This is a genomic window from Brevibacillus nigriterrae (assembly GCF_049846925.1).
In the GTDB taxonomy this organism is placed as follows: domain Bacteria; phylum Bacillota; class Bacilli; order Brevibacillales; family Brevibacillaceae; genus Brevibacillus_H.
Genome location: NZ_JBNCMT010000001.1, coordinates 256,267 through 282,513 on the forward strand (window position 1 = coordinate 256,267; position 26,247 = coordinate 282,513).

Sequence of the window (26,247 nt, forward strand, 5' to 3'; positions counted from 1 at the left end):
TTTTTAAAAAAGGGAACACCCTCGTGCTCCCTTTCTCAAATGTTCTTATGTTAACCTGCTTATTATTGTTTGTTTACTTGTGCCATAACTTCAGCAGCAAAGTCTTCTTGTTTCTTCTCGATACCTTCGCCTACTTGGAAACGAGCGAATTCTTTCAAAGATGCTCCTGCTTCTTTTAACAAAGCAGAAACTTTTTTGTCTGGATCTTTAACGAATGGTTGCTCAACCAATACGTACTCTTCGAAGAACTTGGACAAACGGCCTTCCACCATTTTTTCAACGATGTTAGCTGGTTTGCCTTCAGCAAGTGCTTGGTTTTTGAGAACTTCGCGCTCACGTTCGATCTCGTCAGCAGATACTTCTTCACGGTTAGCAAAACGTGGGTTAGCAGCAGCAGCGTGCATAGCAATGTCTTTTGCCAAACCTTCGTTAGAAGTACCTTCCAAAGCTACAAGCACACCGATTTTTCCACCCATATGTAAGTAGCCACCGAATGCACCTGCATCAGATTTCTCGATAACGTGGAAACGACGGAAGCTGAGGTTTTCTCCGATCGTAGCGATTTTCTCGCTGATTACGTGAGAAAGAGTTTCGCCTTGACCTTTGAATGGTTGTGCAAGTGCTGCATCAACATCAGCAGGACGCTCGGAAACAACATGCTCAGCAATATCTTTAACCAATTGTTGGAATTCTGGGTTTTTCGCAACGAAGTCAGTTTCACAGTTTACTTCAACAACTGCTGCAACGTTTCCTGCAACTGCTACTGCTGTCAAACCTTCAGCAGCTACACGGCCAGCTTTTTTCGCTGCTTTTGCGATACCGCGTTCACGAAGCAGGTCAATTGCTTTTTCCATATCGCCATTTGTTTCTTCCAAAGCTTTTTTGCAGTCCATCATACCTGCGCCTGTTCTTTCACGCAGTTCTTTTACGGCTTGTGCACTGATTGCCATGAGTGATATCCTCCTTAAGATAGTAAAGATAGAAAAATAAAAGGCGGACCAGGGTTTCTGAAACCCTCAGTCCACCCTTGTCTCTTACTCCGTGGTTGTCGCTACTTGCTCTCCGCCTTGGTTGCCTTCAACTAAAGCATCAGCCATTTTGCTAGTTAACAATTTAACAGCGCGGATTGCATCATCGTTACCAGGGATAACATAATCGATTTCATCTGGGTCACAGTTAGTATCTACAATCGCTACGATTGGGATACCCAATTTGCGAGCTTCTGCAACTGCGATACGCTCTTTACGTGGATCGATGATGAACAATGCGTCTGGAAGTTCGTGCATGTGCGCGATACCGCCGAGGAATTTTTCCAAGCGATCTTTCTCTTTGCGGAGAATGATAACTTCTTTCTTAGGAAGTACGTTGAAAGTACCGTCTTCTTCCATACGGTTCAACTCAGCAAGACGAGCTGTACGTTTTTGGATTGTGGAGAAGTTAGTCAAAGTACCACCCAACCAACGTTGGTTGATGAAGTAATGACCTGTGCGTTCTGCCTCATCTTTTACAGCTTCTTGTGCTTGTTTCTTCGTACCAACAAACAGCATTTTACCGCCGTTAGCAGCAACTTCACGTACGAAGTTGTAAGCTTCATCAACTTTCTTTACAGTTTTCTGCAAGTCGATGATGTAGATACCGTTACGTTCGGTGAAAATATAGCGATCCATTTTTGGATTCCAGCGACGAGTTTGGTGACCAAAATGTACACCAGCCTCGAGAAGCTGTTTCATAGAGATTACCGCCATATTAACACACCTCCTCTGTTTTGGTTTTTTTGTGTCAACCTCCGCCCTCCGCATTTTCCGAAGCAAAACTACGTACTGTAGCACCCTTGCCGGAATTGGAGAAGCGTGTGTATTCAACACCGTAGAAAACTATATCACATGGATAAATCAATTGCAAGAAATCTGAGCAGAAAAAAAGCCTCCTACTTTGGTGGAGGCGTTGTGATTATTCGAATGATCTCATCAACACTTGTACCCGTTGGAATCTTGTAGGTACCAACCCGAATTCGATTCAGCTTTTGTTTCTCCTTTAATTGAGTCACAAAGTTGTTGTTCTCAGGTAGGAGACCTGCATCAACAAGCATACGTGCAACATTTTTCGCTGTGGAATTGTACGGAATCGTGATGGTCACAATTTTCACAGGAGCTGTTGGCTGTGTTGGCGTACTTGGTGTATTGGCTGCAGGTGGCGTGGACGTCTCTGGTTGATCCGTTCCCGTGGGAGGAACAGGTGCATTGGGTGACGTAGCGTTTGCAGGTGGAACCTGTGTCGTAGGAGGCGTAACCTGCTGCGGTGGTGTCGTATCTTGTGGGCTTGTCGGCGCTTTTGGTGACTCTGACTCAGGTTTTTTATCTTTTACAAGTTCATCATATTGTTTCTTTGGCACTAATACGTAGTTTTGTGACTTCGCGTAAGCTTCCAGTTGCTCCTGTGTTGGTTTTCCCTCTGGGGCAGCAGATGGAAATATCGTCAGGAAACTGGCAGAAAATAAAAGCCCTAACCCGAATCCAATCAGCAGATTACGACTTATCATCGGACGACCCTCTCTTTGCTGGTGAGGCGAGAGAGAGAATTAAATCGATTTCACCACGCCCTGCCCCTAACTTTTTCGCAATTTCATCTGGATGCAATCCTTCTTGCTTTAAATCGAACACTCTTTTATATCGCTCTCGCAGAGAGAAAGAATCTTCTTCTTGTTCTTGATCTTGCACTACCTCTTCTGCGATCTCTTCAACCGTTGCCTTTGGAACAGCTTGAAGGGTGGCAGTCGTCGCTTTCAACTGGTTCAGTTCCGCCTCCACTTGATGGAGACGTTGATGAAGCTGGTTTACCTCTCGAGTATGTTCTTGCTTGTTCTGTTGGATTTGCTGAATAGTCTGGTCGTTTTCCTTTTGAACTTGTAAAACGAACCGTTGCAATGTCTTTTCCATTTCTGAACGATCTAGTGCATTATGTATAACTGGTTGTTTGTCTACAGTCTCTTTCTTCCTCAAAAAAAATGCAGAGATCACAATTAGTGCCCCTGCTCCAAATAAAAGGAACAATGGTTGATCCATTCGTTTCACCTTTGTTTCTGTGTCCTTAAAATTTGATGAGAGCTAACGAGAAAACGAAGATGTGGCGTTCACTTAGAAAATTACAACGAGATATCAATAAAATGGCCTCGCAGTGGATCCGTCATATGCTTCTGTTCTTTCGATTTGTTTTCTTTCGCAGCGACTCCTTTTTTTACCGAGTCTGTCTGTTTCTTTTTACGCTTCTCATCTTCATCCTGTTTTTCTTTAATTTGTCCATGTGTCGTTTCATTTATGTTGGTGGTTCGCTGACGATTCTTCTGATCGAGATGATTCCTGTCATTAACCTGTGCTTGCTGTTCATTGGCGTGACGCTGTTGCTGCTGTTCTTGAAATCGGCTGATTTCCTGGGTACGAGGAAGTGCCACCTGCAATTCAACGGCCTTGAGACTCATACCTCATCACTCCTTATCTCAACAGTTGTGAGGTTGTGATTTCGCCTTGAACAACAAGGAATCGAGTGCGTGGAAACTCCTGTTTGATGAAACGTATAAGTTTACCGAAGACAAGTTTTATTCCTGGATACATAACATTGTATACGTCAACAACGGCATGCGCCTCATGATCCAATTGTATTTCCAATTCTTTTTTTTGTGCTTCCAATTTCTTGATTTCTTTCTCAAGCATGATCTTGGTGTTCGTCATTTTGATCTGCAACATCTTTTTATCAGGTGATAGTTCTACACCAGTATGCAGAAGATGATCGATTACTCCAAGGCCTTGATCCGTCTTTTTCAAATTGTCATACGAGTTGGTTAATTCTTTAATGACCGTTTGCAGTTCATTGCGCAATTCCGGTTTCACACCAACTTCGAGTACTGTAGGTGTAGCGCTGGAATTTCCGATCACACGAGCGACGATCTTTTCTCCTGCTTGAATGGAACCACCGATAATAATTCCTTTTGGCCCATTACAGAGTACATTTTGACCTGCTCGAATATTCGAAAACATAATGCTTTGAGAGACAATGACATCGTTGCTTGCTCTCACATTTCCGTTTTGAATGTAGGAGGTTTTCACGTCTACTCCAGCAATTACATGTCCTTTATCCTGAGCTGCAATGCCACTCTTGATCTCAACGGAACCGCCTGCTTCCAACTCTGCACCCTCTACACTGCCAAGAATGCGAATGTCACCTGATGCCTTGATTCGAAAACCAGTTGGAACATTACCTCGAATAACAACCGTTCCCACGAAATCAATATTACCCACGCTAAAATCGACGTCTCCCTTTACTTCATAAACAGGGAAGACGTTAATTTTTTCTGAGTTGTCAACGGAAATTTGGCCATCAATTGCCGCATACAAAAGCATTTTATCCTGGCTCAATAAAACATTTTTACCCGTTTTGATGTTTGTATCTTTACCGGGTACGGCTGCAACCGGAAGTCCGTGTACATTGGTACCGTCTTCCCCTCTTCCCGCAGGAATTTTCTTTGCAACCAATTGACCTCTCGTAACATTGGCGATGTCAACAACGTTGTAATAATCTACACGTCCGTCTTCCAACTCTTTTGGCTTGATCCCATCATGATGAGTAGGACTGAAAATATGCTCTACTCTGGCTGGTTCACCTGGAATGGGAGCTTTACCTTCTGCTATACGTATCGGAGTACCAGCAAACTTCTTAGGTGCTTCACAGACCTCAAAGATCAGATTCTCATTAACTCCAAATACAATTGCGTTCTTCGCAAGATAATCCTTGATTTCTGCATACGTAAATGGTCCTTCAGCAAATTCCGGATTAATTACAAGATCTGCTGATAGTTTGTCCTGGGAAATCTTCAGCTCGAAACGTTCTGCATGTTCACTCATGGTTGTTTGTCACCTCCTGTTACATATGATCGTTCTGCTTACAACAATTGGCTTTTCCAACGACTTAATGCCGAACGAAGACGAAGTACTGCTTTGGAGTGAAGCTGCGAAATACGGGATGGAGATAAATTCATAACTTCGGCAATTTCCGAAAGTGTAAGCTCTTCGAAATAAAATAGGGAAACAACCAAACGCTCTTTTTCAGGGAGCTTGTCTACCGCAACAGAAAGCACTTCTTTCATATTGGCTGACTCAGCTACTTGATCAGGCCGTGGTGTAATTTCATCCACGATATATGAATGGCGTGCGGTTTTTTGTTCATCTTCATCACCAACAGCTTCATCTATAGAAATCATCGAGGCAAGAGAGGTATCATAAATCGTCTGTTGGAGATCTTTCTCCGAGATCCCCAGATACTCACTAACCTCTTGATCCGTCGGGATACGCAGTAGGCGTTGTTCCAATATGGTATATGCCTCTTCTATTTTTTTTGCTCTGTCGCGCACCGTGCGAGGAATCCAGTCACTTTCTCTGAGTCCGTCTATCATGGCACCACGGATTCTCCACATGGCGTACGTTTCAAACTGTAAGCCACGTGTATGATCAAACTTGGACAAAGCATCAAGCAATCCGAAACGGCCAAAGCTGACTAGATCATCACGATCAACATTACCTGGCAGACCAATGGCCAAACGATTTGCAACTTTGTTTACAAGAGGAAGGAACTGTTCAACAAGTTCAAGTTCAGCATCCTTGTTGCCTTCTTCTTTCCAAGAGATCCATTTATCGAATTCCTTCGCTTTGTCGCGATTATTTAATCGAGCCATGAATCAACCACCAGCCTTTATTCATCAGTTAACCGTCTTATTACGTCGGCGATTTCTAGAGGATTATTTTCAGGATTTTGAGTAGATGTTGTAGGTTCAATTCGCTTCGGAACAAGTGGCGTAAATTCGTTAGACGGTTCATGATCTGAATCCGATTCCACTTCAGCTTGAGTGGTGCGGTCCTCATCAGAGAGATTCTCAGGAGTAACCAAATCAATTTGGCTGCCCGCTTGTGTATTGGCAGTGGTAGAGCCTGTTTCAACCGTAGTTGAAGGTTGAGGCTTTATCAAACCAACAATCAAGCGAACTGGAAACATAGCAATAAAAAAGAGAAGAAAAGCGTAGACGGCACGCTCGACAGAAACGAGTAGTACATTACCTGAAAGTGCCATTACAAGCGATATAAAAGCTGCGATAAATCCTATCCATAGGTTGATTTTTATAGTTCCAATCATCGGTTAAACTTCCTTAACCCCTTGATTTACTGTTCGGATTTGCAGCATACCTGTTACGGAGTCCATCTCTATGGTACGTCCACAATTTCCCCCAGTATCTTCTACTACTATGCGAATGCGAGCTTGGCTTAAAGCGACCTTGCACGCTTCGACATTTCTCGGCCCTATTCTCATCGTATCATTTCCCGATAAGAAAGAAAACATTTGGGCCCCACCTGCTATTTTTGCAATCATGTTTCGTGTAGAAGCCCCAAGTCGTTCCATTTCCTTGATCAATTGTGGGATAGCCGTATCTGCGTATTTTGCAATGTTTAATTCACTGCCCTTAGCGAGGGACGAATCCGGCAGCATGACGTGGGCCATTCCTGCTACCTTCTTTGTTTCATCGTATAAAACTACTCCAACACAAGAGCCGAGTCCGGTTGTCCGCAAACGGTCAGGCAGTTTGGCAACTCCCAGATCGGCCATGCCTATTTTAAAAATTTCCATCGAGAGGAACCCCTAATGCAGAAAATAAAGTTTTGAATGATTCAGGATCTGGTATGAGAAAGAAGTGCCCCTCAACTTCTTCATTTCCCTCAAAGAACGCTGTATCAATAGTTAAAGCAAAGTCTCCTGCACGGCCTAGTTCAATCAGTCCGTAACTTAACACAGCACCAGCCATATCAATTGCAAGTGCAGGTACAGATGGCTGCATGTTCAGTCTGGTGAAATCAGCAAGTGATGAAAGGTAGGAACCCGCCAAAATATTCCCGATTTCCTGCAAAGCAGATAATTCCATCTCAGAGAAAAAGTCGTCATCTTCTGCTTTTTCAATCCCCATTAATTGGGAAAGGAGATTTCTTGCAGAATTAAAGTTCACAATGAAGAACATGTTGCCCGGCGCATCGCCTTCCACCCGGAGGAAAATGGTAACAACCACTTCCTCCGCCCCTCCAACAAAATCTGCTATTTCATCAAAAGGAATAATTTTTACTTGTGGAACTTTCATATCTACTTCTTTTTGAATCAATTTGGAAAGTGCAGTAGCAGCGTGGCCCGCTCCGATATTTCCAACTTCTCGTAGTACATCTAATTGGAAAGCACCAAATTTTACGAAATCAGACATGTCATTAACCCTCAATTGCGTCAAGCTGTTTAATTTCTTCGGTGTTGAGCACTTTATCGAGATTGAGCAAAATGAGCAGACGTTTTTCCAGTTTGGCTACTCCACGTAGATATGCTGCTTCCACACCGCCTACCACTTCAGGAGCTGGCTCGATCGCATTCACCGGAATATCAATAACATCGTTGGCAGCATCGACAATCAAACCAACCTCAAGCTCACCAACAACCACGATAATCACACGCGTTGTCTCCGAGTAAACCGCTTCCTCCAGACCGAATCGACTGCGCAGGTCAACAATCGGTGTAACTACACCTCGAAGGTTGATTACACCTTTCACAAATTTTGGTGCACGCGGCACACGAGTAATGTGTTCCAATTTTTCAATTGATTTGACTTGATTTACTTCGACTCCGTATTCTTCATCCTTTAAGCGGAAGACGATAACTTTACTTTCTCCGATGATTTCTTTGTGATCCATCATTCTCGTTCCCTCCCTATTTAATCAGCGCATTGCAGTCAATAATAAGCGCAACTTGTCCATCACCCAAAATCGTTGCTCCGGAAATTGCGAACACATTAACCAGATACTTACCAAGCGATTTGAGTACAATCTCCTGTTGTCCGATGAAGGAATCAACAATCAGTCCAGCCATTTTTTCGCCTTTGCGAACGATAACAACTGCTACCTCATCATCTTTTTCAACACCGTTATCTGGAATATTGAAGATGTCTTTTAACGATACTAATGGAACCACTTTGCCACGGAAATCGATTACTTTCTGACGGTGTGCCATCATAATTTCATCCTGACGGAAGACCGCAGTTTCAATAATTGAGCTAAGCGGTACGGCATATTTCTCGTTTTCTATTTGCACCAGCATCGCTGAAATAATGGATAAGGTTAAAGGAAGTTGGATCAAGAAGGTCGTGCCCTTGCCTAAACTGGAATCGACACTTACAGAGCCTCCAAGGGATTCAATCTTCGTCTTCACAACATCTAGTCCAACACCACGACCTGAAATATCCGATACCACATCGGCTGTACTCAAGCCGGAAGCGAACAGCAGTTCATAGATCTGCTTGTCCGTCATGCTATCTGCATTCAGAGGGTTGACAATGCCTCGATCAATGGCTTTTTTCAATACTTTATCTTTATTAATTCCTTTTCCATCGTCTTTCACTTCGATGAAGACGTGGTTTCCACTGTGGTAAGCCTTTAATTGAACAGAACCTTCTTCCGGCTTTCCAGCCATTCTGCGTTCCGTTGGAGACTCAACACCATGGTCGATGGAATTACGCAGCAAGTGAACGAGTGGATCACCGATTTCATCAATAACTGTGCGATCTAACTCAGTCTCTGCACCGAAAATTTCAAGGTTAACTTTTTTGTTCAATTCCTTTGCCAAATCACGTACCATGCGTGGGAATCGATTAAATACTTGCTCAACAGGTACCATGCGCATCGTGAGAATGATATTCTGCAAATCTCCGCTGATACGACTCATATGCTCAACTGTTTCTTGTAAATCGCTCTTGCCTGACTCTCGAGCCAATTGCTCCAATCGACCGCGATCGATGACAAGCTCACTGAACAGGTTCATCAAAATATCAAGGCGCTCGATGTCAACACGAATGGTTTTCCCGGTAGAAACTTTCTTATTATTATTCGCTGCCACTGCAGCAGCGTCTGCCTGTTTCTTCTCAGGTGTAGCTACAGCAGTTGCGGCAATTTCCTGCTTTGCTGTGTTTTCTGCTTTGAGTTCATCTTGCATCTCAATTTTCTCAATGATGACCTCTTTAATTTCAGATACATTCTCAACAGTTTTACGAATCTCTTCAAGAGGTTTCTCTGTAACAAAAACAATCTCAAACTCTAGATCAAAGCGCTCATTCTCAATTTCTTCTACAGAAGGTTTTGACTTGATCACTTCGCCCAACGATTCAAGATTATCAAACACCATATAGGCCCGAGCAGCTTTCAGAAGGCAATCGTCACGCAGGATAACCTTGATCCAGAAAATGTTTTGCCCAGCATCTTTGGACTGCTTCATTACGGTAATCGCAAACTCATCGAGGTTGTAGTGACTGTAGTCGTTTTGACCTCCATCGAATGCATGATCTTCTTCAGGTGCTACTGCAGTTGAAGTGCCAGGCTGCTCGCTAGAAACTACAGCTGGAGCAGCTTTCACTGCTTGTAAATCGCCTGCAACAATAGAGCGAAGTTTACTTACTGGTCCGGAAACATCAGCAGAACCATCGCCTCCATCAATAATGTTGTAAACCATACCTTCAATCAAATCGACACTCTGGAAGATAACATCCATGATATCGCTGTTAATTTTTAGCTTGTTGTTACGGATCAAATCAAGAACATTCTCCGATTCATGTGTAAGGCTGGCCATATCCTCGAAACCCATGGTTGCTGCCATCCCTTTCAAGGTGTGAGCAGAGCGGAAAATTTCATTCACAATTTGAGTGCTGTCCGGATCACTTTCAAGAAGTAACAGGTTCGCGTTAATTGCTTGTAAATGCTCCTTCGATTCTTCAATAAACATGTCTAAGTATTGATTCATGTCCATTTTTGATCCACCTCCCAATCAGTTAACAAGACGAATAAGTGTTTCGGCAATTCTTTCTAGTGGCACAACATGATCAGCTAGTCCTGCTTGTATGGCTGCACGAGGCATACCGAACACAACACAACTTGATTCGTCTTCGATGACGCTAACTACCTGACCTTTTTCCTTCATCAGCTTTAATCCTTTGGTGCCATCACTACCCATACCAGTCATAATAACGGCCCACTTATTAACATTGGTGATTTCACAAACAGAATCAAACATCGTGTCAACAGATGGTCTGTGTCCGCCTCTCGGTTCGTCTTTATTCAGACGAATCAGCAATCGGCCTCCTGCTTGTTGTGTGATCTCCATATGAAAACCACCGGGTGCTATGTAAGCTGTCCCATTCTCAAGCTGTTGTCCATCCTCAGCTTCTACAACACGAATGGCACAAAGCGTGTCCAAACGTTGAGCGAGGGATTTGGTAAAGCCCGGGGGCATGTGTTGCACAATTGTGATCGGAGCAGCAAAATTGGCCGGAAGTGAAGTTAACAGTGTTTGCAGTGCTTTCGGCCCTCCTGTTGAAGTTCCGATGACAACCAATTTATTTGCTGAAGACGGCTTTGGAGCAGATGATTTCATCGGTAGCTTGCTTTCGACAAGTGGTTCCTTCTTCGGTAACGGTTGTACCGGAGTGAGCGTAGGACGAAACCTGCGAATTCTCCCAGAAGCCGTGGCTGCTGCCTTTACTCGCTCCAATATTTTGTCAGCCACTTTATGGATATCCAATGAAATAGGACCAGAAGGTTTAGCGACAAAATCAAATGCTCCTAATTCCAATGCCCGAATCGTCGCATCTGCACCTTCTTGTGTCAAACTGCTGAGCATGACGACAGGAAGGGGGTGATTTTTCATCAGTTGCTCTAATGCTTCCAAACCATCCATTATAGGCATTTCGATATCAAGTGTGACAACATCCGGTTTTAGTTCTTTAACCTTTTTAATACATTCGAGTCCGTTTTTAGCGCGGTCAATAACTTCGATGCCTGGATCGGCTGATAGAATGTCATCAATAACTTTGCGCATGAAGGCGGAATCGTCAACAATAAGAACTCGAATTTTCTCCATGTTCTGCCGCTTCCTTCCTTATTGTACACTTTTTATCGAATCATGTTTTTCATCCGGGAGAGAAACCCTTTAAAACCAGTGGTTTCAAATGATTTGCCTATTGTAGCTGTGCCGATATACTGATCGACAAGCTCCCGAATTCCTTTGGAAGCTTGTGTGTTTGGAAAAGCTAAAAGGAATGGCTGTTGAAGCTTTACTGCCTTCATAACATTGGTATCATCGGGTACAAAGCCCAGTGTTTGCAGGTCCATATTTAAAAATCGTTTCGCTACGGTTGTAAGCTTGTCCGCAGTTGCCTTACCTTCCCTGCTTGAACTTACTCGATTAATGATAATTTTGATTTGCGCTTGCGGGTTCCTTGAATGAATCATTTTGATTACTGCATACGCATCTGTAATCGAAGTTGGTTCAGGAGTAGTAACTAATATAATTTCATCAGACGAAAGCATAAACCGCAATGACTCATTGGAAATACCTGCGCCTGTATCAAAAAACACAGTATCTGCATAACCCTGGAGAGTAGACAATTGATCAAAAAGCTTATTCAACTTCTGATCGTCCAACTGGAGTATTTGGGTGAAGCCTGAGCCACCGGCGATGTACTCCAGTCCATTGGGCCCTTTCTCAATCAATTCCCAGATCGCTTTGTTCTTTTCAATTACGTGCAGGAGATTATTTTTGGATGTAACTCCCATTAGCACATCCAGATTCGCCAATCCTAAATCGACGTCAAAGATGAGTACTTTTTGTCCTCGTTCGATCAAGCCTAATGCAAAATTCAGAGTAAAGTTTGACTTACCTACTCCACCTTTTCCACTGGTTACGGTTATCAATCGCGTAGGTCTTGTCTGATTTGTTCGCTGTATACGTTCACGCAATTGCTCAGCCTGATCATGAACCATAAGTTTCTTCTCCTACTATCATATTCGCTACCAGTTCAGGTGTCGCCACAACAATGTCATCTGGTACGTTTTGTCCGGTCGTAATGTATGAGAGCGAATAATCGAAGTGGTGAATGATATTGAGAATGGCACCATAGGATTGGGTCTCATCTGCTTTGGTAAAGATCGCCTTTGCAGAAGGAACATCCGCAAAATTCTCTACGATTGTCTTCATATCCTCATATTTGGCACTCAAGCTTAACACCAGATAGTTCTCACTCGATTCCCCGAATCTAAGAAACTCCTTCATTCCTTTGACGAACTCGTCATTGCGATAATTCCTGCCTGCTGTATCTATCAGGATCAGGTCACAGTTGCTCAATCTCTCCAGTGCCTGCTCTACTTCCTTTGGTGAGAAGACAACTTCAAGTGGCACATTCAGGATGTTCGCATACGTTTTCAATTGATCAACTGCTGCGATTCTGTACGTATCGGAAGTAATAAAACCAACTTTTCTTCTCTCTTTTAACATACATTCAGCTGCCAGTTTCGCTATGGTCGTTGTCTTACCGACTCCTGTCGGTCCAAAGAAATACGCATGTTTTACTGTACGTGGAATCTTTGGAGAGCGTGTTGCTCCTTTGTGCAGGATCTCCTGAATGATTCGCTTTGTCTCTGTGTAAATATCTTCATCCGCACTTGCATGAAGGTCATCTGACTGTTTTAAGAGGCTTTCAACGATCCATGCAACGATTTTTTCCTCTATTTCCTGGGAGATTAACCGTTTCTTGATGTTCTCCACACTTTCCGGCAAGTATTGACCCGATTCCGAGCGGATCAATAGCTTTTGAAACATGTGGCGCATGTCACGAAGCTCTTCGGCTATTTCACTTTTTGGTAGGTCTTGTGACGATGCAGCTGGTGCAATCGGTGTCGGATTGATTTTGATCTCAGGTTCTACGTTAACTGCTTCAGGAGAAACGATTGGTTGTGTCGTTATTCTTTCTTCCACTTGAGTTGCCACACTGCCAAAGTCGTTTGACGAATTACGTTGATACGCTTGTTTGGCAGAAATGGTGTTTACCGCTACTTTCGGACGATCCGCCGTAGCTGTTGGAGTCTTTTTTTCCCGGTCAGACTGTCCTTTTTCATCAGTTGCAGCTATGACTTCAATCTGTTGTTTGCCAAACAAACCAAAGATTCCACCAGTCCGAATCTGTTTTGTATTCAGGATGATTGCGTCCTTACCGAGGTCAACCCGAATTTTCTCAAGTGCATCTGGCATGGAGTCAACTACATATCGCTTCACTCTCATTATACGTTCACCATCCCAACACTTTGTACTTCAACGTTCGGTTCCAACTCATTGTATGAAATGACAGGGATATCAGGCATCATTCTCTCCATCAGTTGGCGTAGATACATACGGATTGCAGGTGATGACAGCAAAATTGGTTGTTGGCCAGCATTGACCATTCTTCCAATTTGCTCCGATAAATTCTGGTAGATGACTTGAGATGTTTCAGGATCCATCGCAAGATAACTGCCATGCTCAGACTGCTCAATACGTTCCGAAATTGCTTTTTCAAGCCCTGGACCAGCTGTGATCACTCGGATTGGCTGTCCTGGCTCCGTAAATTGCAATGTGATTTGACGTGACAATCCTTGTCTGACGTATTCGGTCAGAACATCTGGATCTTTGGTGAACATAGCGTGATCTGCCAGTGCTTCGAGGATCGAAGCCAAATTGCGGATCGAAATTTTTTCTTTCAGCAGGTTTTGCAATACCTTTTGCAGATCACCGATCGACAACATACCAGGCACGAGCTCATCAACCAGAACAGGGGCAGTTTCCCTAATATTATCAAGCAATGCACGTGTTTCCTGACGACCCAATAATTCGTGAGCATGCCGTTTGATAATTTCCGTTAAATGGGTAGCAACAACAGATGGCGGATCAACAACAGTGTACCCGGAAATTTCAGCATTCTCCTTATTTTCTTCTGTTACCCATAATGCAGGCAATCCAAACGCAGGTTCTACGGTAGGAATACCAACTACTGATTCATCGTCATATCCAGGGCTCATTGCCAGATAGTGATCGAGCAGGATTTCCCCTTTAGTAACTTGATTACCCTTGATTTTGATCACATATTCATTTGGTCTAAGCTGGATGTTGTCGCGAATCCGAATAACTGGTACGACCATACCCAGTTCAAGTGCACATTGTCTGCGGATCATAATGACCCGGTCAAGCAGATCTCCCCCCTGTTTAGCATCTGCTAAAGGAATCAGTCCATACCCAAACTCAAACTCAATTGGATCCACTTGCAAGAGGTTGACAACACTTTCCGGACTGCGTACTTCTTCGATCTGTTGTTCCTCTTCTTGTTGTATGGATTCTTCCATCGAAGATTTTTGTCTGCGAGACATCGTATATCCCGCATAAGCGAGTATCCCTGCAATCGGCAGTGTTGCAATAATGCCGATCGGTGTCAACAATCCAAGGAATGTGATCAGTCCTGATACAATATATAGAATTCTCGGGTTATTAAAGATTTGGTTAGTGATGTCTTGACCCAAACCACCTTCAGAAGCAGCTCGAGTTACAATAATACCGGTCGCAGTGGAAATTAAGAGTGCGGGAATCTGACTTACGAGCGCATCACCGATGGATAACTTGGTAAAATGAGAAGCTGCATCTCCGAAAGCCATATCCATCATGGCAATCCCGATAATGAAACCACCGATAATGTTAACAATGAAGATAATAATACCGGCGATGGCGTCTCCTTTTACAAACTTACTCGCACCATCCATGGCTCCGTAAAAATCGGCTTCTCTTTCAATTTTTTGGCGACGACTTCTTGCCTCTACATCCGTGATCATCCCGGCATTCAAATCAGCATCAATACTCATCTGTTTCCCAGGCATCGCATCCAGGGTGAACCTGGCAGCAACTTCCGCTACTCGCTCCGAACCCTTGGTAATAACAATAAACTGAATAATGATCAAAATTAAGAATACAACGAAACCTACGACTGGATTTCCTCCAACGACAAAATCCCCAAAGGTTTCGATTACCGCACCACCCTCTCCATGAGAGAGGATATTCCGTGTAGTCGAAACGTTTAGGGCCAGTCGGAATAAAGTCGTAATTAACAGTAAGGTAGGGAAGATCGAAAACTGCAGTGCCTCTTTGGTATTCATGGAGACGAGCAAAATTGTCAAGGACAAAGAGATATTAACAATTAGTAGCAAATCTAGCAGGACTGGTGGTAACGGAATTACCATCATGGTTACGATACTGATTACGAAGAGTATTACACCAATTTCTTTAGTCCTCATGACGTCTCCTCCTTCCCTTATTTCACTTTTCCTTGCAATTTATACACGTAAGCGAGTACTTCAGCAACCGCTTTAAACAAGTCCTCTGGAATGGTTTCACCGATTTCTACCTGGGAGAAAAGCGCCCGGGCAAGCGGTTTGTTTTCCATTACGACGATGCGATGTTGCTTGGCAATCTGCTTAATTTTCAAAGCCATATAATCCTGACCTTTAGCAATGACCGTAGGTGCTGTCATCGTGCCAGCTTCATATTTGATAGCAACGGCGAAATGAGTCGGGTTTGTGATAACAACATCTGCTTTGGGCAGCTCTTGCATCATTCGACGCATAGCCATTTGCCTCTGTTTCTCTTTAATTTTGCCTTTGATTAACGGGTCACCCTCGGTTTTCTTATACTCATCTTTAATGTCTTGCTTGGACATCTTCAGGCTCTTCTCATATTCATACTTCTGATAGAGATAATCTAATAATGCAAGAACAATAAATGTAATCCCAATGAACAATCCAAGCTTGATCACCTGGGCAGATGTGAAGGCAAGAACTGCATCCAGTGATTCAAGTGAAAGTCTCATCAGCTCTTCTTTGGACTTCCACAGGATACTGTACGCTACATACAAGCCAACTGAAATTTTCAAAACTGATTTTACGAGCTCTACTAGCGATCGAAGTGAAAAAATCTTCTTTGCTCCTTCAATCGGATTCAGTTTTTCCAATTTCATCATTAACGGCTCCGTCGTAAACAGGACACCGACCTGCAAGTAGTTGGCAGCCAGTGCCATAATTAATGCTACACCTAGAGCCGGACCAACAATCTTCATTGCTTCAAAAATGAGCTGATTAGTGATAAAACCGAGATTCTCTGCATTCACTTCCATCAGTGTATAGCGGGATAGTGATTCCTGCATGATGTACAAAAATGTCTCTAGCATCCACGGCCCACTAACAAGAAATAGGCCAAACATCGCCGTAAGAGCAATGGCAGGCGATAGATCAGAACTCTTTGCCACCTGCCCTTTTTTTCTCGCATCTTCTTTCTTTCTGGGAGTTGCCTTTTCTGTTTTTTCTCCGTTAAAAAACTGTAGATCTACTGGAAACATCATGTGCAGTTGTTTCATTTTAGCCCCCCAGAAGTAGCATCAGTTCTGACATGGCTGTGAACATCTTTTGAAACAAACTCCCCAGTACAACAAAGAAAGCAGGCATGAGAACAAACAACAGGAAGAAACTGGCAAGAACTTTTATCGGCATTCCGACCACAAAGATATTAAATTGTGGGACGGTTTTGGCGATAATACCAAGAGAGAGATCTACCAGAAACAAGGCAACTACAATTGGGGCTGCTATAAGAAAAGCACTTGCGAACATTTGGCTGAACGTTTTGGCGATAAACAACAAGAGATTCTCGTTACCAAGAGAAATCCACATTTTATCTACCGAAATGGCCTTATAGCTTGAGATAATTCCTCGAATCATCATGTGATGACCGTCAATGCTTAGAAAGTACAGTGTTGCCAACAAGTTTTTGAAACTGCCTGTAATCGGAACATACGCCCCTGTGCGAGGGTCTATCACGTTAGCCATTGCAAAGCCCATCTGCATGTCCATTAAGCCACCAGCAACCTGTACGGCATAAAACAGTAGCTGTAAGATAAATCCTAACAAAAGTCCAACGATGGCTTCTTTCAGGATATAGACAACTATCGTCAAGTCAGTCGGGATATTCCCGTGATAAGGTACGTAAAAAGTACTGATAAATGCAATAATAAATGCAAGTCCAACCTTAACCTGGTTGGGAACTCCTCGCGTAGAGAAAATAGGTGCTGAAATAAAGAAGGCAGTCAATCTGACAAACACCAGCAAGAAGTATGGAAGGTAAGTCAGAATCATTGTCATAATTCTATCCTACAAACCGATGAAGATTGCCAAAGATATTCATAGAAAACTCTACGATTGTTCGCATCATCCAAGGTCCAACGACAATGAGAGTAAGAAGAATCGCAACGATTTTCGGAATAAAGGCAAGTGTTTGTTCTTGAATTTGTGTAGTAGCTTGGAAGACACTGACTAATAGTCCAACAAGCAAGCCAACTCCGAGTGCAGGTGCAGTTACAATCAAAATGGTGTAGACAGCTCCTTGCGCAATTTGCAAAATCAACTCTTGCGTCACTTCGTCAGTCCTCCTCTCTACGTTTCTGCCTTCAGTTATACAACTCTCATCGGTATGGGAGCTTAATTGAAGCTTTGCAACAGTGACCGCACAATCAAATACCAGCCATCTACCATGATGAACAAAAGGATTTTAAACGGTAGCGAAATCATCACTGGCGGTAACATCATCATCCCCATACCCATCAAAATACTTGAAACAATCAAATCAATGACCAGGAATGGTATGAAGATCATAAAGCCAATTTGAAAGGCTGTCTTCAGTTCACTGATTGCATAGGCGGGTACCAATGCGACCAATGGAATATCTTGAATCGTTTTTGGTCTCTCTGCTTTCATATACTGCATGAACAATGCGAGATCTTTCTCCCTAGTTTGCTTTGCCATGAACTCCTTAAATGGCACAACCGCCTTATCAAGTGCTTGCTGCTGTGTCATTTTGCCTTGCAGGAATGGTTGAATGGCTTGTTCATTCACTGTTCCCAATGTCGGGGCCATAATAAAAAATGTCATGAACAACGCTAATCCGACTAATACCTGGTTCGGCGGCATCTGCTGGGTAGCTAAGGCATTTCGAACAAACGAGAGCACGACCACGATTCGGGTAAAACATGTCATTAGCAAGAGTATAGCTGGTGCTACGGACAAAACAGTCAGAATGAGTAATATCTTAATGGTTGAAGCCGTTTCCTGTGGGCCGGAAGATGCACCCTTTGCTCCACCAATATTAATATCAATACTCGGAATAATATCATTTGCTCCAACCGGTGCTTGTGGAGCGGCCATGGCTGAATGGGGAATCAACAGGAGAACAATGAAAATGAAGAATAGCATGTATCTTTTTTTCATAACCGTTCTCCTCGTTGCTCATTTTCCCGATCCGTCCAATTGGTTGGTTTCGCATTAGTGTGCTTTACTTCATCCCACTTTTTCTCCAATAGCTGCTCAAAGGAGTCAGAAATTCTCTCCTGTGGGACAATCAATTCCTCTTCTTGTTGCTCATGCTTCTTCAAAAATGGAAAGATAGAAGTTAACACTCCCTTGTTCATCGGTTGCATTTCAACTTCTGACAAAATGAGATCAGCTTCGTCCCCGTTTTCAACATAACGGATCAGGTTGACATTATCCCCTACACCGAGAATGTAGAGCGAGTCAGCTATCATGACCAGTTGAACCGATTTTCCATTTCCTACAGAGGCAGAAGAAATGACCTTAATTGGTCCTTTTTGATGAAAATTTCCCAACTGCTTACTGCCTAAGAACCGAAGCAGGAGATAAATTAGAACGATAATTAATCCGAGTGAAAAAATAACTTGAAAGAAAAATGACCAACCACTTGATTGACTACTAAACGAATCAGCGGGCAACGATTCATTATTGCTTGACTGCTGACTGTTCGGGACTTGGGTAGACATGTTGCCGTTTTTGATTGCATCCGCGACAGATCTTCCACCCTCTTCTGCAAAGGTCAATGATGGGGTCAAGCTAAATAGAAGCAGCACGGAACAAAAAACCAATACGGCCATTTGTCCTGCTAACGATTGTTTCATGTTCTTATCCCAGCGTTTTCTTGATCGCTTCAATTACACGATCAGCTTGGAATGGTTTAACGATAAAGTCTTTCGCACCAGCTTGAATTGCATCGATAACCATTGCTTGTTGCCCCATCGCCGAACACATGATAATTCTTGCGCTTGGATCAATTTTTTTAATTTCTTTGAGAGCGGTAATACCGTCCATTTCAGGCATGGTGATGTCCATAGTTACAAGATCCGGGCCCAGTTCTTTATACTTTTCAACCGCTTGTGCTCCATCGCTCGCTTCGCCAACAACGGTGTATCCGTTTTTGGACAGAATTTCCTTGATCATCATTCTCATAAATGCAGCATCATCGACGATTAAAACTTTGTTAGACATGAATGGTATCCTCCCTTAATAATTGGAAATATTACTGTAGCTTTTGTACTCGATCCCATTGGCTTATGATATCTGTGACACGAACACCGAAGTTTTCGTCGATAACTACTACTTCACCTTTGGCAATCAGCTTGTTATTTACGAGTATATCAACCGGTTCACCAGCCAGTTTATCAAGCTGAATAATTGAACCAGGAGATAACTCGAGAATGTCTTTAATCAATTTCTTGGTGCGTCCAAGTTCAACAGTGACCTGAAGTGGAATATCCAGTAACAATCCAAGATTCTGATCATCCGTATAAGGTGCAGAACCTGCTCCGAATTGCGAAAATTGAGCTGGCTTCACGTTTGCCTGATTATGTGCTGCTCCATATCCCCCAAAATGTTGAGGAGCTGGTGGTGCAGGAGGTTGTTGATACTGCGGCGGATACGGATAAGGTGGATATGGGTACGGTGGATATCCTGGTACCGGAGGTTGCATCGGATACCCTTGTGCTGCATACGGATCAACTCCAGGTGGTGCTTGAGGCGGAGCTGTTGGCGCTGCAGGCTGCATCGGTGGCTGCACATACGTCTGTTCCTGTACCGGAGCCGCTGCTGCTGCCACTGGTGCAGGCTCTGGAGTCGGTGAAGCAGGTGCATTCACATGCGAATCGCCCGTTCCCATTAACATATCAATCATTTGTTTTGCAAAAGGTACCGGGAGCAATTGCATGATGTTCGAGTCGATTAGCTCGCCTTGCTCTCCGACTTTCAAGCGGAATGAAATTTTAATCAAAGTATCATCGGCAGGAATATTCTCATCACCAATTCCTTTGGAGAGATCCATTACATCAATTCCAGGAGGAGTGATGTTAACGAATTTATTGAAAATGGTAGACATCGAAGTTGCTGCCGAACCCATCATCTGGTTCATTGCTTCCTGTACTGCACTTAAGTGAAGCTCAGATAAATCATTCGATTCTGGTCTTCCTTCTCCACCCATCATTAAGTCAGCTATCACACATGCATCTTCAATTCGAATAACCAGCAAATTGATGCCCTTGAACCCGTCAGTATATTCCACGTGAACGGCAACATGTGGGCGAGGAAATTCATTTTCCAGCACGCTTCTTTTGATTGTCGAAACAGTTGGTGTAGTGATATCTACCTTTTGACTCAAAAGAGTTGAAAGAGCAGTTGCTGCACTACCGAACGAGATATTACCGATCTCTCCGAGTGCATCTTGCTCAAAAGCGGTGAGAAAGTTGTCTACATCGCTATCTTCAGAACCTTCCTCATCACCTGACAAGTTATTGGCTCGAAGCAACGCATCAATCTCATCTTGCGAAAGCATGTCTCTACTCATAGTTCTCCTCCCCTTCCTCTATGACTTCATCTACTTGTACTGCTACTCTGCCTTTTGATGTGCCTGGCTGCCCTAAGAATTTCAGGCGCTCTCCGACTTTTATCTGCAGCTTGGAATCAATCGATTGATCAAGCTGGATGACATCTCCTAACGACAAGCTAAGAAAGTCCCCTACAGAAATGGTGGCTGTTCCCATTTCTGCAATGATTGGAAGTTTGGCTGTCTTCACCCGTTCTTCCAATTGTATCTTTTCTGCTTCATCACGTGTTTTCCGCTGAGTAGAGAACCAATATTGTCCTGATAGTTTTGGCATGATCGGTTCCAGTACGACGTGCGGTAAACACAGGTTAATCATTCCCGTGGTATCACCAATCTTGGTACTGAAAGAAATTACGGCGACAATCTCGTTTGGGGAGACAATCTGCATAAACTGTGGATTCATCTCAAGCACTTCGAGATAAGGATCCATTTCGATGATTTGCTTCCATGCTTCATGAAAACTGTCTAATGCTTTACTAAACACCCGCTCCATGACGGTTGTTTCAATTTCTGTTAATGCCCCCATCTTGGCAGGAATGGCACCTTGTCCACCAAGTAATCGATCAAGCATGGCATAGGCAATGTTAGGATTTACCTCCATTACCATTCTTCCTTCAAGTGGCGGCGCTTCAAAGATGTTTAATATCGTCATTTTTGGAATGGAGCGAATAAATTCATCGTATGGTAGCTGATCAACAGAGGCGACATTGATCTGCACGAAGGTCCGAAGTTGAGCAGAAAAATAAGTTGTCAGTAATCGAGCATAATTTTCATGAATCCTGGTAAGTCCGCGAATTTGATCTTTGGAAAAGCGTAAGGCTCGCTTAAAGTCGTATACTTTTACCTTTCGCTCTGTTTCTTCTTTTTTCAACTCATTTGCATCCATTTCACCTGATGAAAGAGCTGCTAACAGAGCATCAATTTCACTCTGCGAGAGAACCTCGGCCATTCTTGGTCACCTCCCCTACTTATGTATTTACCCACCTTATTTACTTTTACTGCAACACTCTTTTAGTGGTAATAACCTGGACTATTTTACCCTCTTGCAAAACGGAGCTGATCTGGTTCATAATTTTTGCTTCCAGTTTGTTTAGCCCCTCTGTCCCTTTAATGTCGTCCGGCGTTAATCCTGCCAAGGTTTTGATGATGATTTGGTTCACCTGTGGTGTCCGCTTCGTCAATTCTTCCTTAGCGTCTTCACTGTCAGTAGTGATGCTGAAGCGAATAATAATGTAGTTACTGGAAAGTAGATTCGTGGTAATTTCACCGGTATCGACGGTATATTTCACCATTTCATCTGCTGTAAGAACTGGTTGTTCCTTCGCTTCATGACCACTCGCAACCGGACTGAGATACATTTGCCAGAGCACAAACGCCACCACACCCAGGAGGGATAATGCAATAATAATGATTAATGCCATATTAAACAGCTTATTTTGAAACATGGGCAGCCTCCCGCTATTCATTGATTTCGTCCAGTGAATGTGTAACCACGGTAGCCAATGGGATTGATTGAATAAACTTGCTTATTCGCTCAGCAACTTCCTGCGCATCTTCTTTTACGAGAATCTTCTTTCCATTGGTCAGTGTAATAATCGTATCCGGAGTCGCTTCTACCGTTTCAATATGAATGATATTTATATAGAATGGGGCTCCGTTAAAGCGGGTCAAGAGAATCATAGGATACTCCTTTCAGTTGAGTAGAGGGGAGCGGATTATTCTCCCCCCTGTCACTCTACCTACTCACATTACTTAACGCTTCAGATTAATCAATTCTTCCAAAATGGTATCAGAAGTGGTAATAATGCGAGAATTTGCTTGGAAACCACGTTGAGCCACAATCATTTCTGTAAATTCTTCTTGCAAGTCTACGTTAGACATTTCTAATGTACCTGCTACGATTGCGGAGTTAGCAGCAGTAGGGTCTACAATTTCGACTTCCAACTCTCCACCAGGGTTAGCGTTTTGCGTCATTTGATACAAGGAGTTACCAATCTTCTGTAAACCGGATGGATTGTCTACTGTAGTTACACCTACAAATCCATTACCAATTTGCACTGCTTGTCCTGTTGCATCGAATGCATTGATGCTTCCGTTTTTACCAAATGAGAAAGATGTAACTGTTTCCCGTGGAATTTGAATTGGTTCCCCACCTGAATCCAACACCTGCATACCTTGCGCATTCACCAGGAATCCGTCACCGTCACGAGTAAAATTTCCTGCACGAGTAAGGTATCTTGTTTCTCCACCATCATTACTTACTACGAAGAAGGCATCACCCTCAATGGATAAATCAGTTGTCAAGTTCGTAGTCATTGGGGACCCGGTAGTATGGACAACATCGATGGCAACTGCTTGAGAACCAAGGCCTACCTGTTTCGGGTTGATCCCGCCCATACCATCTCCAGATGGAGCAGTTGCACCAGCGATATTTTGGCTCAAAATATCCTGAAAAACAACACGGCTTTTCTTAAATCCTGTTGTATTCACGTTTGCGATGTTATTACCGATTACATCCAATTTCGTTTGGAATCCACGCATACCAGAAACACCAGAGTACAAAGAACGAAGCATTTTATAACCTCCTCTATGATTTCGCATCGGTTGCCTCAGTCAGTCGGCAACCATTCATAGGGCTTCCTCTAGGAGGGCCGGCCCTTTACTACACGAGTACTGCACTATCAATATTCGTAAATACACTTTCCTTCATGTGGGCATCATCCACAGCAGTAATCACTTTCCGATTGGCGATATTAACGACATAGGCGACGTTATCCATGATCACGAGTGATTCCTTTGCTCCTTTGGCAGCCGCTTTCTCTACGGCACCTTCCAGTCGATCAATCTCTGAATCACCAAGTACAATGCCTCTTTCCTGTAGGCGGTTTAAGGCATGTTGACTAAAGGAGAGACGAGAAACCTGTTTGGGGATGATCAGACTGTCTTTGAGCCACTGTTCGAAAGGCTTGTTTGTTTTAGGAAGCTGCGTACTTGCAGGCTGCTTTACTACTCCACCAGGCTTTGAAGGAAAATATGTTTGTCCTACACGAAATTGATTGTTCATGTGGTCTCACCATCCTCCTGGTTATGCAGAATAGTTGATTGCTCCTGCCATTCTCGCACGGTTCCAAAGGCTCGATACTGGTTGTTCTCCCTCAACTAAGCTCTCAATAGAGAACACAGCATCATCTTTGTCCGATTTCTTGTTGTCTTCTTTTCCGGTAAAGGATTGCTGCTCTTTGTTTTGTTCTTTTTGCTGTTGGAATCCAAATTGTTGTTGAGATTGCTGTTGCGTTACCTCTAATCGATCAACTTGCAGTCCTTGTTGTGTCAATGCTGTGCGAAGCTGCGCCATTTGTGAGTCCAGTACCTCTTTCCCCATGCCATTGTCTACGGAGAACTGAGCGGTAATGACACCATTATGCGAGGTAATCTTTACATCAACCTGTCCAAGTGACTGTGGATGCAAGATGATCTTCGCTTCTGTTACTCCTTTGAGGTTGCCAATCTTCATTTGTTTAACAAAGACATCAGTAACCTGCTCTGCAAATTGGTCCGATTTCACGACAAAGCTGTTGGCTTGTCCGGTTGATTGAGCTGTTTGAACAGAAGATTGAGTAAGAATTGGTTGCTGTTGGAAGCTTACAAATGTCTCATTCGTTTTGCTATTGGACTCAACTGTTGGTGTCGTCATTGCTTGAAGTGGATTTCCTTGACTAGCAGTTTGCGTTAAAGTCCGATTGCCAATCTGTGCAGCTTCTACCTGATACGATGATAAAGCTCGATTCACTTTCAGCATCGCAAGGTTGGACTGAACTGGTTGGGTAGACTGAGAAACTGTGTTTCCTGTGAAAGATGGCCCCATTCCAGTGCGTTTGAAGAACTGTCCTGGCAGCTTGTTATCTTTCGGTGTAATCAGTTCTTTGCCGTCTGCCGTCTTAGCACCCAATTGAGCTAGTAATTGGCTGATCTGTCCGGCGGCTACCTTTACCTCAGACTGTTTGGCTTGTTCTCCTGCTTTGGCAAAGGCCGCAAGAGACTCTGTAAATTTGGTTGCCTCTTCTTGAGACATACCGTGATTCATGAACGCAGCAGTTAACGATTTGACTGACTCCGTATCCAACTTGATTCCACTACCATCCTGTGGTGTTACTTGTGCCAGGAACTCCATCAGCTTTGGCAGTTTGTCTGAAATTGCCTGAACTTCAACACTTTGCCCCAGCAACGAAGCAATTTGATCAATTGTAGGTACAGATTGACCAGTGAAGCCTTGAACTGTTTCCTGATAAACTGCCTGATTGGCTTGAATCAATACTTCTGTTGTTTGGATAGCTTGTCCATCAACCTGTTGCATTTGTTGGTCAGGCAACAACTTTGTCCCATTCAAAAGTTGTGCAATCATCGCCATCAAGTCTTGAAGATTAGCAAAATCTTCATCTGTCTTCACTTCTGGAACGAATCCGGTTGCTGTTGACTGTTGCAGAGCATTCCCCATTTGTAAAGCAAACATCGCTCCCAACATCCCCTGCTGCTCCGGCGATACGTTTTTACCGCCAGTGACAATAGCAGAATCAAGCATCGATACGTTTGTCATTTGTGAATTGGCTACATTCATTTCGTCACCTCCTTAAATGATTTTTAGTTGCCTATATGGTAACGACGGTTCGGCTATTGCCTACACCTATCGCAGCAACTCATCTGTAATACGAGCAGCCATATTTCCATCTTTTTTCGCTATGGAAGCAAGAACCTGCGCTCTCTTATCATTTCCCATACCGGCAAGAATAGAGATTGCTCGTTTCGAGTTGGTGTTCATCAAGGTTGTAATGATTGATGCAGAATCATCAGGTGACATCTGTGAAAATGTATTAATGAGCGAATCAAGGCTTGTGCTGTCCTGTCGTGTTTCACTTAACGCCTTAGTAAGGACCTGAACCCTCTGTTGCAATGCAGCGAGATCATCATCCTTGCTAATGGTTGTGTCTTTGATCAGGATCGAAATATCAGCAGCCTTCTTCGGGTCCATCTTCTCCAAAATTCCCGCACGTTGATCAGGCTTCATTTTGGCCAGAACAGTAACAGCTTCTTCCTTCGTCAGATTCTCAATGATTGCTGCTGCGTTCTTTGTTGACATTGTCGTATAGATTTTAGCCAAATCCTGATACTGCTTCTGTCTTTCTTCATCTGTAATCCGCTTGTCTTCCATCATCTTTTGCAAGTCAACCACTTGTTTTTGCATGGCTTGAATCGTAGCATCTTTCTTCGCTACTTCTTCTTGCAAAGCTGCGGAACTCTGTTTATTTTTGGTCAACTCGGCCTGCATGGTTGAAAGCTGATTTTGTTCCGTTTTTTTGGCCTCTGTTGGTTTTTCATTATCACCAGGTACAATCCGTTCGACATATGGAATGGAATTACCTACGTGAAGTACCTTGCCAATGACATCCACTCCAAGCAAACTCAGGAGTACTCCGCCCAGAAGACTCGCAAACAGAGCAGGAATGACAATCATGTAAAAAATCCATTCCCATTTGCTATAGACCTTTTCTTCTTGCAATTCAACCTCTTCCATGACGA

30 protein-coding genes are annotated in these 26,247 nt (G+C 43.4%); all 30 read right to left on the reverse strand.

The window, feature by feature from the left end:
• Nucleotides 1–62: 62 nt before the first annotated feature.
• The 30 genes from tsf to ACPW7N_RS01470 all read right to left on the reverse strand — a co-directional run bounded on the left by tsf (nt 63) and on the right by ACPW7N_RS01470 (nt 26,242).
• Nucleotides 63–950 (reverse strand): translation elongation factor Ts, encoded by an 888-nt coding sequence (gene tsf, locus ACPW7N_RS01325; protein WP_425649180.1) that lies wholly within the window; start codon nt 948–950, stop codon nt 63–65.
• Nucleotides 951–1,034: 84 nt separating this feature from the next.
• Complete coding sequence (gene rpsB / locus ACPW7N_RS01330; RefSeq protein ID WP_425649181.1) at nt 1,035–1,745, reverse strand: 30S ribosomal protein S2; 711 nt, start codon at nt 1,743–1,745, stop codon at nt 1,035–1,037.
• 182 nt (nt 1,746–1,927) lie between these two features.
• Nucleotides 1,928–2,539 carry a hypothetical protein gene (locus ACPW7N_RS01335; RefSeq protein ID WP_425649182.1) on the reverse strand — a complete coding sequence of 204 codons (612 nt, stop codon included), beginning with the start codon at nt 2,537–2,539 and terminating at the stop codon, nt 1,928–1,930.
• Nucleotides 2,526–3,062, reverse strand: a complete 537-nt coding sequence (locus ACPW7N_RS01340) for a DUF6115 domain-containing protein (protein WP_425649183.1) — start codon at nt 3,060–3,062, stop codon at nt 2,526–2,528. Before ACPW7N_RS01340 ends, ACPW7N_RS01335 begins: the two co-directional genes overlap by 14 nt.
• 80 nt (nt 3,063–3,142) lie before the next feature.
• A complete protein-coding gene (locus tag ACPW7N_RS01345) occupies nt 3,143–3,475 on the reverse strand; it encodes a hypothetical protein (protein ID WP_425649184.1) in 333 nt (110 codons plus the stop codon).
• A gap of 13 nt (nt 3,476–3,488) precedes the next feature.
• The gene (locus ACPW7N_RS01350; protein ID WP_425649185.1) at nt 3,489–4,895 is read right to left on the reverse strand and encodes a DUF342 domain-containing protein; all 1,407 of its coding nucleotides are present in this window, start codon (nt 4,893–4,895) and stop codon (nt 3,489–3,491) included.
• A gap of 38 nt (nt 4,896–4,933) precedes the next feature.
• Nucleotides 4,934–5,722, reverse strand: coding sequence for a FliA/WhiG family RNA polymerase sigma factor (locus tag ACPW7N_RS01355; protein ID WP_425649186.1), 789 nt, complete (start codon nt 5,720–5,722; stop codon nt 4,934–4,936).
• A gap of 17 nt (nt 5,723–5,739) precedes the next feature.
• Nucleotides 5,740–6,177: a hypothetical protein gene (locus ACPW7N_RS01360; RefSeq protein WP_425649187.1), complete on the reverse strand. Its 438-nt coding sequence runs from the start codon at nt 6,175–6,177 to the stop codon at nt 5,740–5,742.
• 3 nt (nt 6,178–6,180) lie between these two features.
• Nucleotides 6,181–6,666 carry a chemotaxis protein CheD gene (locus ACPW7N_RS01365; protein WP_425649188.1) on the reverse strand — a complete coding sequence of 162 codons (486 nt, stop codon included), beginning with the start codon at nt 6,664–6,666 and terminating at the stop codon, nt 6,181–6,183.
• A complete protein-coding gene (locus ACPW7N_RS01370) occupies nt 6,653–7,285 on the reverse strand; it encodes a chemotaxis protein CheC (RefSeq protein WP_425649189.1) in 633 nt (210 codons plus the stop codon). The genes ACPW7N_RS01365 and ACPW7N_RS01370 overlap by 14 nt, the downstream gene beginning before the upstream one ends.
• 4 nt (nt 7,286–7,289) lie before the next feature.
• Nucleotides 7,290–7,766: a chemotaxis protein CheW gene (locus ACPW7N_RS01375; protein WP_425649190.1), complete on the reverse strand. Its 477-nt coding sequence runs from the start codon at nt 7,764–7,766 to the stop codon at nt 7,290–7,292.
• A gap of 13 nt (nt 7,767–7,779) precedes the next feature.
• Nucleotides 7,780–9,864, reverse strand: coding sequence for a chemotaxis protein CheW (locus tag ACPW7N_RS01380; RefSeq protein WP_425649191.1), 2,085 nt, complete (start codon nt 9,862–9,864; stop codon nt 7,780–7,782).
• 18 nt (nt 9,865–9,882) lie between these two features.
• Nucleotides 9,883–10,974, reverse strand: coding sequence for a protein-glutamate methylesterase/protein-glutamine glutaminase (locus ACPW7N_RS01385; RefSeq protein WP_425649192.1), 1,092 nt, complete (start codon nt 10,972–10,974; stop codon nt 9,883–9,885).
• 32 nt (nt 10,975–11,006) lie between these two features.
• Complete coding sequence (locus tag ACPW7N_RS01390) at nt 11,007–11,876, reverse strand: MinD/ParA family protein (RefSeq protein WP_425649193.1); 870 nt, start codon at nt 11,874–11,876, stop codon at nt 11,007–11,009.
• Nucleotides 11,866–13,170 (reverse strand): flagellar biosynthesis GTPase FlhF, encoded by a 1,305-nt coding sequence (flhF, locus tag ACPW7N_RS01395; protein ID WP_425649194.1) that lies wholly within the window; start codon nt 13,168–13,170, stop codon nt 11,866–11,868. Before flhF ends, ACPW7N_RS01390 begins: the two co-directional genes overlap by 11 nt.
• Nucleotides 13,170–15,203 carry a flagellar biosynthesis protein FlhA gene (flhA, locus tag ACPW7N_RS01400; RefSeq protein WP_425649195.1) on the reverse strand — a complete coding sequence of 678 codons (2,034 nt, stop codon included), beginning with the start codon at nt 15,201–15,203 and terminating at the stop codon, nt 13,170–13,172. Before flhA ends, flhF begins: the two co-directional genes overlap by 1 nt.
• Before the next feature lie 17 nt (nt 15,204–15,220).
• Nucleotides 15,221–16,318, reverse strand: a complete 1,098-nt coding sequence (flhB, locus tag ACPW7N_RS01405; RefSeq protein WP_425649196.1) for a flagellar biosynthesis protein FlhB — start codon at nt 16,316–16,318, stop codon at nt 15,221–15,223.
• A 1-nt stretch (nt 16,319) separates the two neighbouring features.
• Nucleotides 16,320–17,096, reverse strand: coding sequence for a flagellar biosynthetic protein FliR (fliR, locus tag ACPW7N_RS01410; protein WP_425649197.1), 777 nt, complete (start codon nt 17,094–17,096; stop codon nt 16,320–16,322).
• A gap of 4 nt (nt 17,097–17,100) precedes the next feature.
• Nucleotides 17,101–17,370, reverse strand: coding sequence for a flagellar biosynthesis protein FliQ (gene fliQ, locus ACPW7N_RS01415; RefSeq protein ID WP_425649198.1), 270 nt, complete (start codon nt 17,368–17,370; stop codon nt 17,101–17,103).
• A 62-nt stretch (nt 17,371–17,432) separates the two neighbouring features.
• Nucleotides 17,433–18,218 (reverse strand): flagellar type III secretion system pore protein FliP, encoded by a 786-nt coding sequence (gene fliP, locus ACPW7N_RS01420; RefSeq protein WP_425649199.1) that lies wholly within the window; start codon nt 18,216–18,218, stop codon nt 17,433–17,435.
• On the reverse strand, nt 18,215–18,919 hold the full coding sequence (locus ACPW7N_RS01425) for a flagellar biosynthetic protein FliO (protein WP_425649200.1): 705 nt from the start codon (nt 18,917–18,919) through the stop codon (nt 18,215–18,217). The genes fliP and ACPW7N_RS01425 overlap by 4 nt, the downstream gene beginning before the upstream one ends.
• Before the next feature lie 4 nt (nt 18,920–18,923).
• Complete coding sequence (locus ACPW7N_RS01430) at nt 18,924–19,286, reverse strand: response regulator (protein WP_425649201.1); 363 nt, start codon at nt 19,284–19,286, stop codon at nt 18,924–18,926.
• Between the two features lie 31 nt (nt 19,287–19,317).
• Complete coding sequence (gene fliY / locus ACPW7N_RS01435) at nt 19,318–20,634, reverse strand: flagellar motor switch phosphatase FliY (RefSeq protein ID WP_425649202.1); 1,317 nt, start codon at nt 20,632–20,634, stop codon at nt 19,318–19,320.
• Nucleotides 20,627–21,622, reverse strand: coding sequence for a flagellar motor switch protein FliM (fliM, locus tag ACPW7N_RS01440; protein ID WP_425649203.1), 996 nt, complete (start codon nt 21,620–21,622; stop codon nt 20,627–20,629). The genes fliY and fliM overlap by 8 nt, the downstream gene beginning before the upstream one ends.
• A gap of 46 nt (nt 21,623–21,668) precedes the next feature.
• A complete protein-coding gene (locus tag ACPW7N_RS01445; RefSeq protein WP_425649204.1) occupies nt 21,669–22,118 on the reverse strand; it encodes a flagellar basal body-associated FliL family protein in 450 nt (149 codons plus the stop codon).
• A 13-nt stretch (nt 22,119–22,131) separates the two neighbouring features.
• Nucleotides 22,132–22,353, reverse strand: coding sequence for a flagellar FlbD family protein (locus tag ACPW7N_RS01450; protein WP_425649205.1), 222 nt, complete (start codon nt 22,351–22,353; stop codon nt 22,132–22,134).
• A gap of 72 nt (nt 22,354–22,425) precedes the next feature.
• Nucleotides 22,426–23,247: a flagellar hook-basal body complex protein gene (locus ACPW7N_RS01455; RefSeq protein WP_425649206.1), complete on the reverse strand. Its 822-nt coding sequence runs from the start codon at nt 23,245–23,247 to the stop codon at nt 22,426–22,428.
• Between the two features lie 88 nt (nt 23,248–23,335).
• The gene (locus tag ACPW7N_RS01460) at nt 23,336–23,737 is read right to left on the reverse strand and encodes a TIGR02530 family flagellar biosynthesis protein (RefSeq protein ID WP_425649207.1); all 402 of its coding nucleotides are present in this window, start codon (nt 23,735–23,737) and stop codon (nt 23,336–23,338) included.
• Nucleotides 23,738–23,758: 21 nt separating this feature from the next.
• Nucleotides 23,759–25,288, reverse strand: coding sequence for a flagellar hook-length control protein FliK (locus ACPW7N_RS01465; RefSeq protein WP_425649208.1), 1,530 nt, complete (start codon nt 25,286–25,288; stop codon nt 23,759–23,761).
• A 66-nt stretch (nt 25,289–25,354) separates the two neighbouring features.
• Nucleotides 25,355–26,242: a MotE family protein gene (locus ACPW7N_RS01470; RefSeq protein ID WP_425649209.1), complete on the reverse strand. Its 888-nt coding sequence runs from the start codon at nt 26,240–26,242 to the stop codon at nt 25,355–25,357.
• Between the last annotated feature and the right edge of the window lie 5 nt (nt 26,243–26,247).

Bases quoted from the DNA above. Each gene is read 5' to 3' on its own strand.
- tsf (WP_425649180.1), bottom strand. From the start codon at position 950: ATGGCAATCAGTGCACAAGCCGTAAAAGAACTGCGTGAAAGAACAGGC.
- rpsB (WP_425649181.1), bottom strand. From the start codon at position 1,745: ATGGCGGTAATCTCTATGAAACAGCTTCTCGAGGCTGGTGTACATTTT.
- ACPW7N_RS01335 (WP_425649182.1), bottom strand. From the start codon at position 2,539: ATGATAAGTCGTAATCTGCTGATTGGATTCGGGTTAGGGCTTTTATTT.
- ACPW7N_RS01340 (WP_425649183.1), bottom strand. From the start codon at position 3,062: ATGGATCAACCATTGTTCCTTTTATTTGGAGCAGGGGCACTAATTGTG.
- ACPW7N_RS01345 (WP_425649184.1), bottom strand. From the start codon at position 3,475: ATGAGTCTCAAGGCCGTTGAATTGCAGGTGGCACTTCCTCGTACCCAG.
- ACPW7N_RS01350 (WP_425649185.1), bottom strand. From the start codon at position 4,895: ATGAGTGAACATGCAGAACGTTTCGAGCTGAAGATTTCCCAGGACAAA.
- ACPW7N_RS01355 (WP_425649186.1), bottom strand. From the start codon at position 5,722: ATGGCTCGATTAAATAATCGCGACAAAGCGAAGGAATTCGATAAATGG.
- ACPW7N_RS01360 (WP_425649187.1), bottom strand. From the start codon at position 6,177: ATGATTGGAACTATAAAAATCAACCTATGGATAGGATTTATCGCAGCT.
- ACPW7N_RS01365 (WP_425649188.1), bottom strand. From the start codon at position 6,666: ATGGAAATTTTTAAAATAGGCATGGCCGATCTGGGAGTTGCCAAACTG.
- ACPW7N_RS01370 (WP_425649189.1), bottom strand. From the start codon at position 7,285: ATGTCTGATTTCGTAAAATTTGGTGCTTTCCAATTAGATGTACTACGA.
- ACPW7N_RS01375 (WP_425649190.1), bottom strand. From the start codon at position 7,766: ATGATGGATCACAAAGAAATCATCGGAGAAAGTAAAGTTATCGTCTTC.
- ACPW7N_RS01380 (WP_425649191.1), bottom strand. From the start codon at position 9,864: ATGGACATGAATCAATACTTAGACATGTTTATTGAAGAATCGAAGGAG.
- ACPW7N_RS01385 (WP_425649192.1), bottom strand. From the start codon at position 10,974: ATGGAGAAAATTCGAGTTCTTATTGTTGACGATTCCGCCTTCATGCGC.
- ACPW7N_RS01390 (WP_425649193.1), bottom strand. From the start codon at position 11,876: ATGGTTCATGATCAGGCTGAGCAATTGCGTGAACGTATACAGCGAACA.
- flhF (WP_425649194.1), bottom strand. From the start codon at position 13,170: ATGAGAGTGAAGCGATATGTAGTTGACTCCATGCCAGATGCACTTGAG.
- flhA (WP_425649195.1), bottom strand. From the start codon at position 15,203: ATGAGGACTAAAGAAATTGGTGTAATACTCTTCGTAATCAGTATCGTA.
- flhB (WP_425649196.1), bottom strand. From the start codon at position 16,318: ATGAAACAACTGCACATGATGTTTCCAGTAGATCTACAGTTTTTTAAC.
- fliR (WP_425649197.1), bottom strand. From the start codon at position 17,096: ATGACAATGATTCTGACTTACCTTCCATACTTCTTGCTGGTGTTTGTC.
- fliP (WP_425649199.1), bottom strand. From the start codon at position 18,218: ATGAAAAAAAGATACATGCTATTCTTCATTTTCATTGTTCTCCTGTTG.
- ACPW7N_RS01425 (WP_425649200.1), bottom strand. From the start codon at position 18,919: ATGAAACAATCGTTAGCAGGACAAATGGCCGTATTGGTTTTTTGTTCC.
- ACPW7N_RS01430 (WP_425649201.1), bottom strand. From the start codon at position 19,286: ATGTCTAACAAAGTTTTAATCGTCGATGATGCTGCATTTATGAGAATG.
- fliY (WP_425649202.1), bottom strand. From the start codon at position 20,634: ATGAGTAGAGACATGCTTTCGCAAGATGAGATTGATGCGTTGCTTCGA.
- fliM (WP_425649203.1), bottom strand. From the start codon at position 21,622: ATGGCCGAGGTTCTCTCGCAGAGTGAAATTGATGCTCTGTTAGCAGCT.
- ACPW7N_RS01445 (WP_425649204.1), bottom strand. From the start codon at position 22,118: ATGTTTCAAAATAAGCTGTTTAATATGGCATTAATCATTATTATTGCA.
- ACPW7N_RS01450 (WP_425649205.1), bottom strand. From the start codon at position 22,353: ATGATTCTCTTGACCCGCTTTAACGGAGCCCCATTCTATATAAATATC.
- ACPW7N_RS01455 (WP_425649206.1), bottom strand. From the start codon at position 23,247: ATGCTTCGTTCTTTGTACTCTGGTGTTTCTGGTATGCGTGGATTCCAA.
- ACPW7N_RS01460 (WP_425649207.1), bottom strand. From the start codon at position 23,737: ATGAACAATCAATTTCGTGTAGGACAAACATATTTTCCTTCAAAGCCT.
- ACPW7N_RS01465 (WP_425649208.1), bottom strand. From the start codon at position 25,288: ATGAATGTAGCCAATTCACAAATGACAAACGTATCGATGCTTGATTCT.
- ACPW7N_RS01470 (WP_425649209.1), bottom strand. From the start codon at position 26,242: ATGGAAGAGGTTGAATTGCAAGAAGAAAAGGTCTATAGCAAATGGGAA.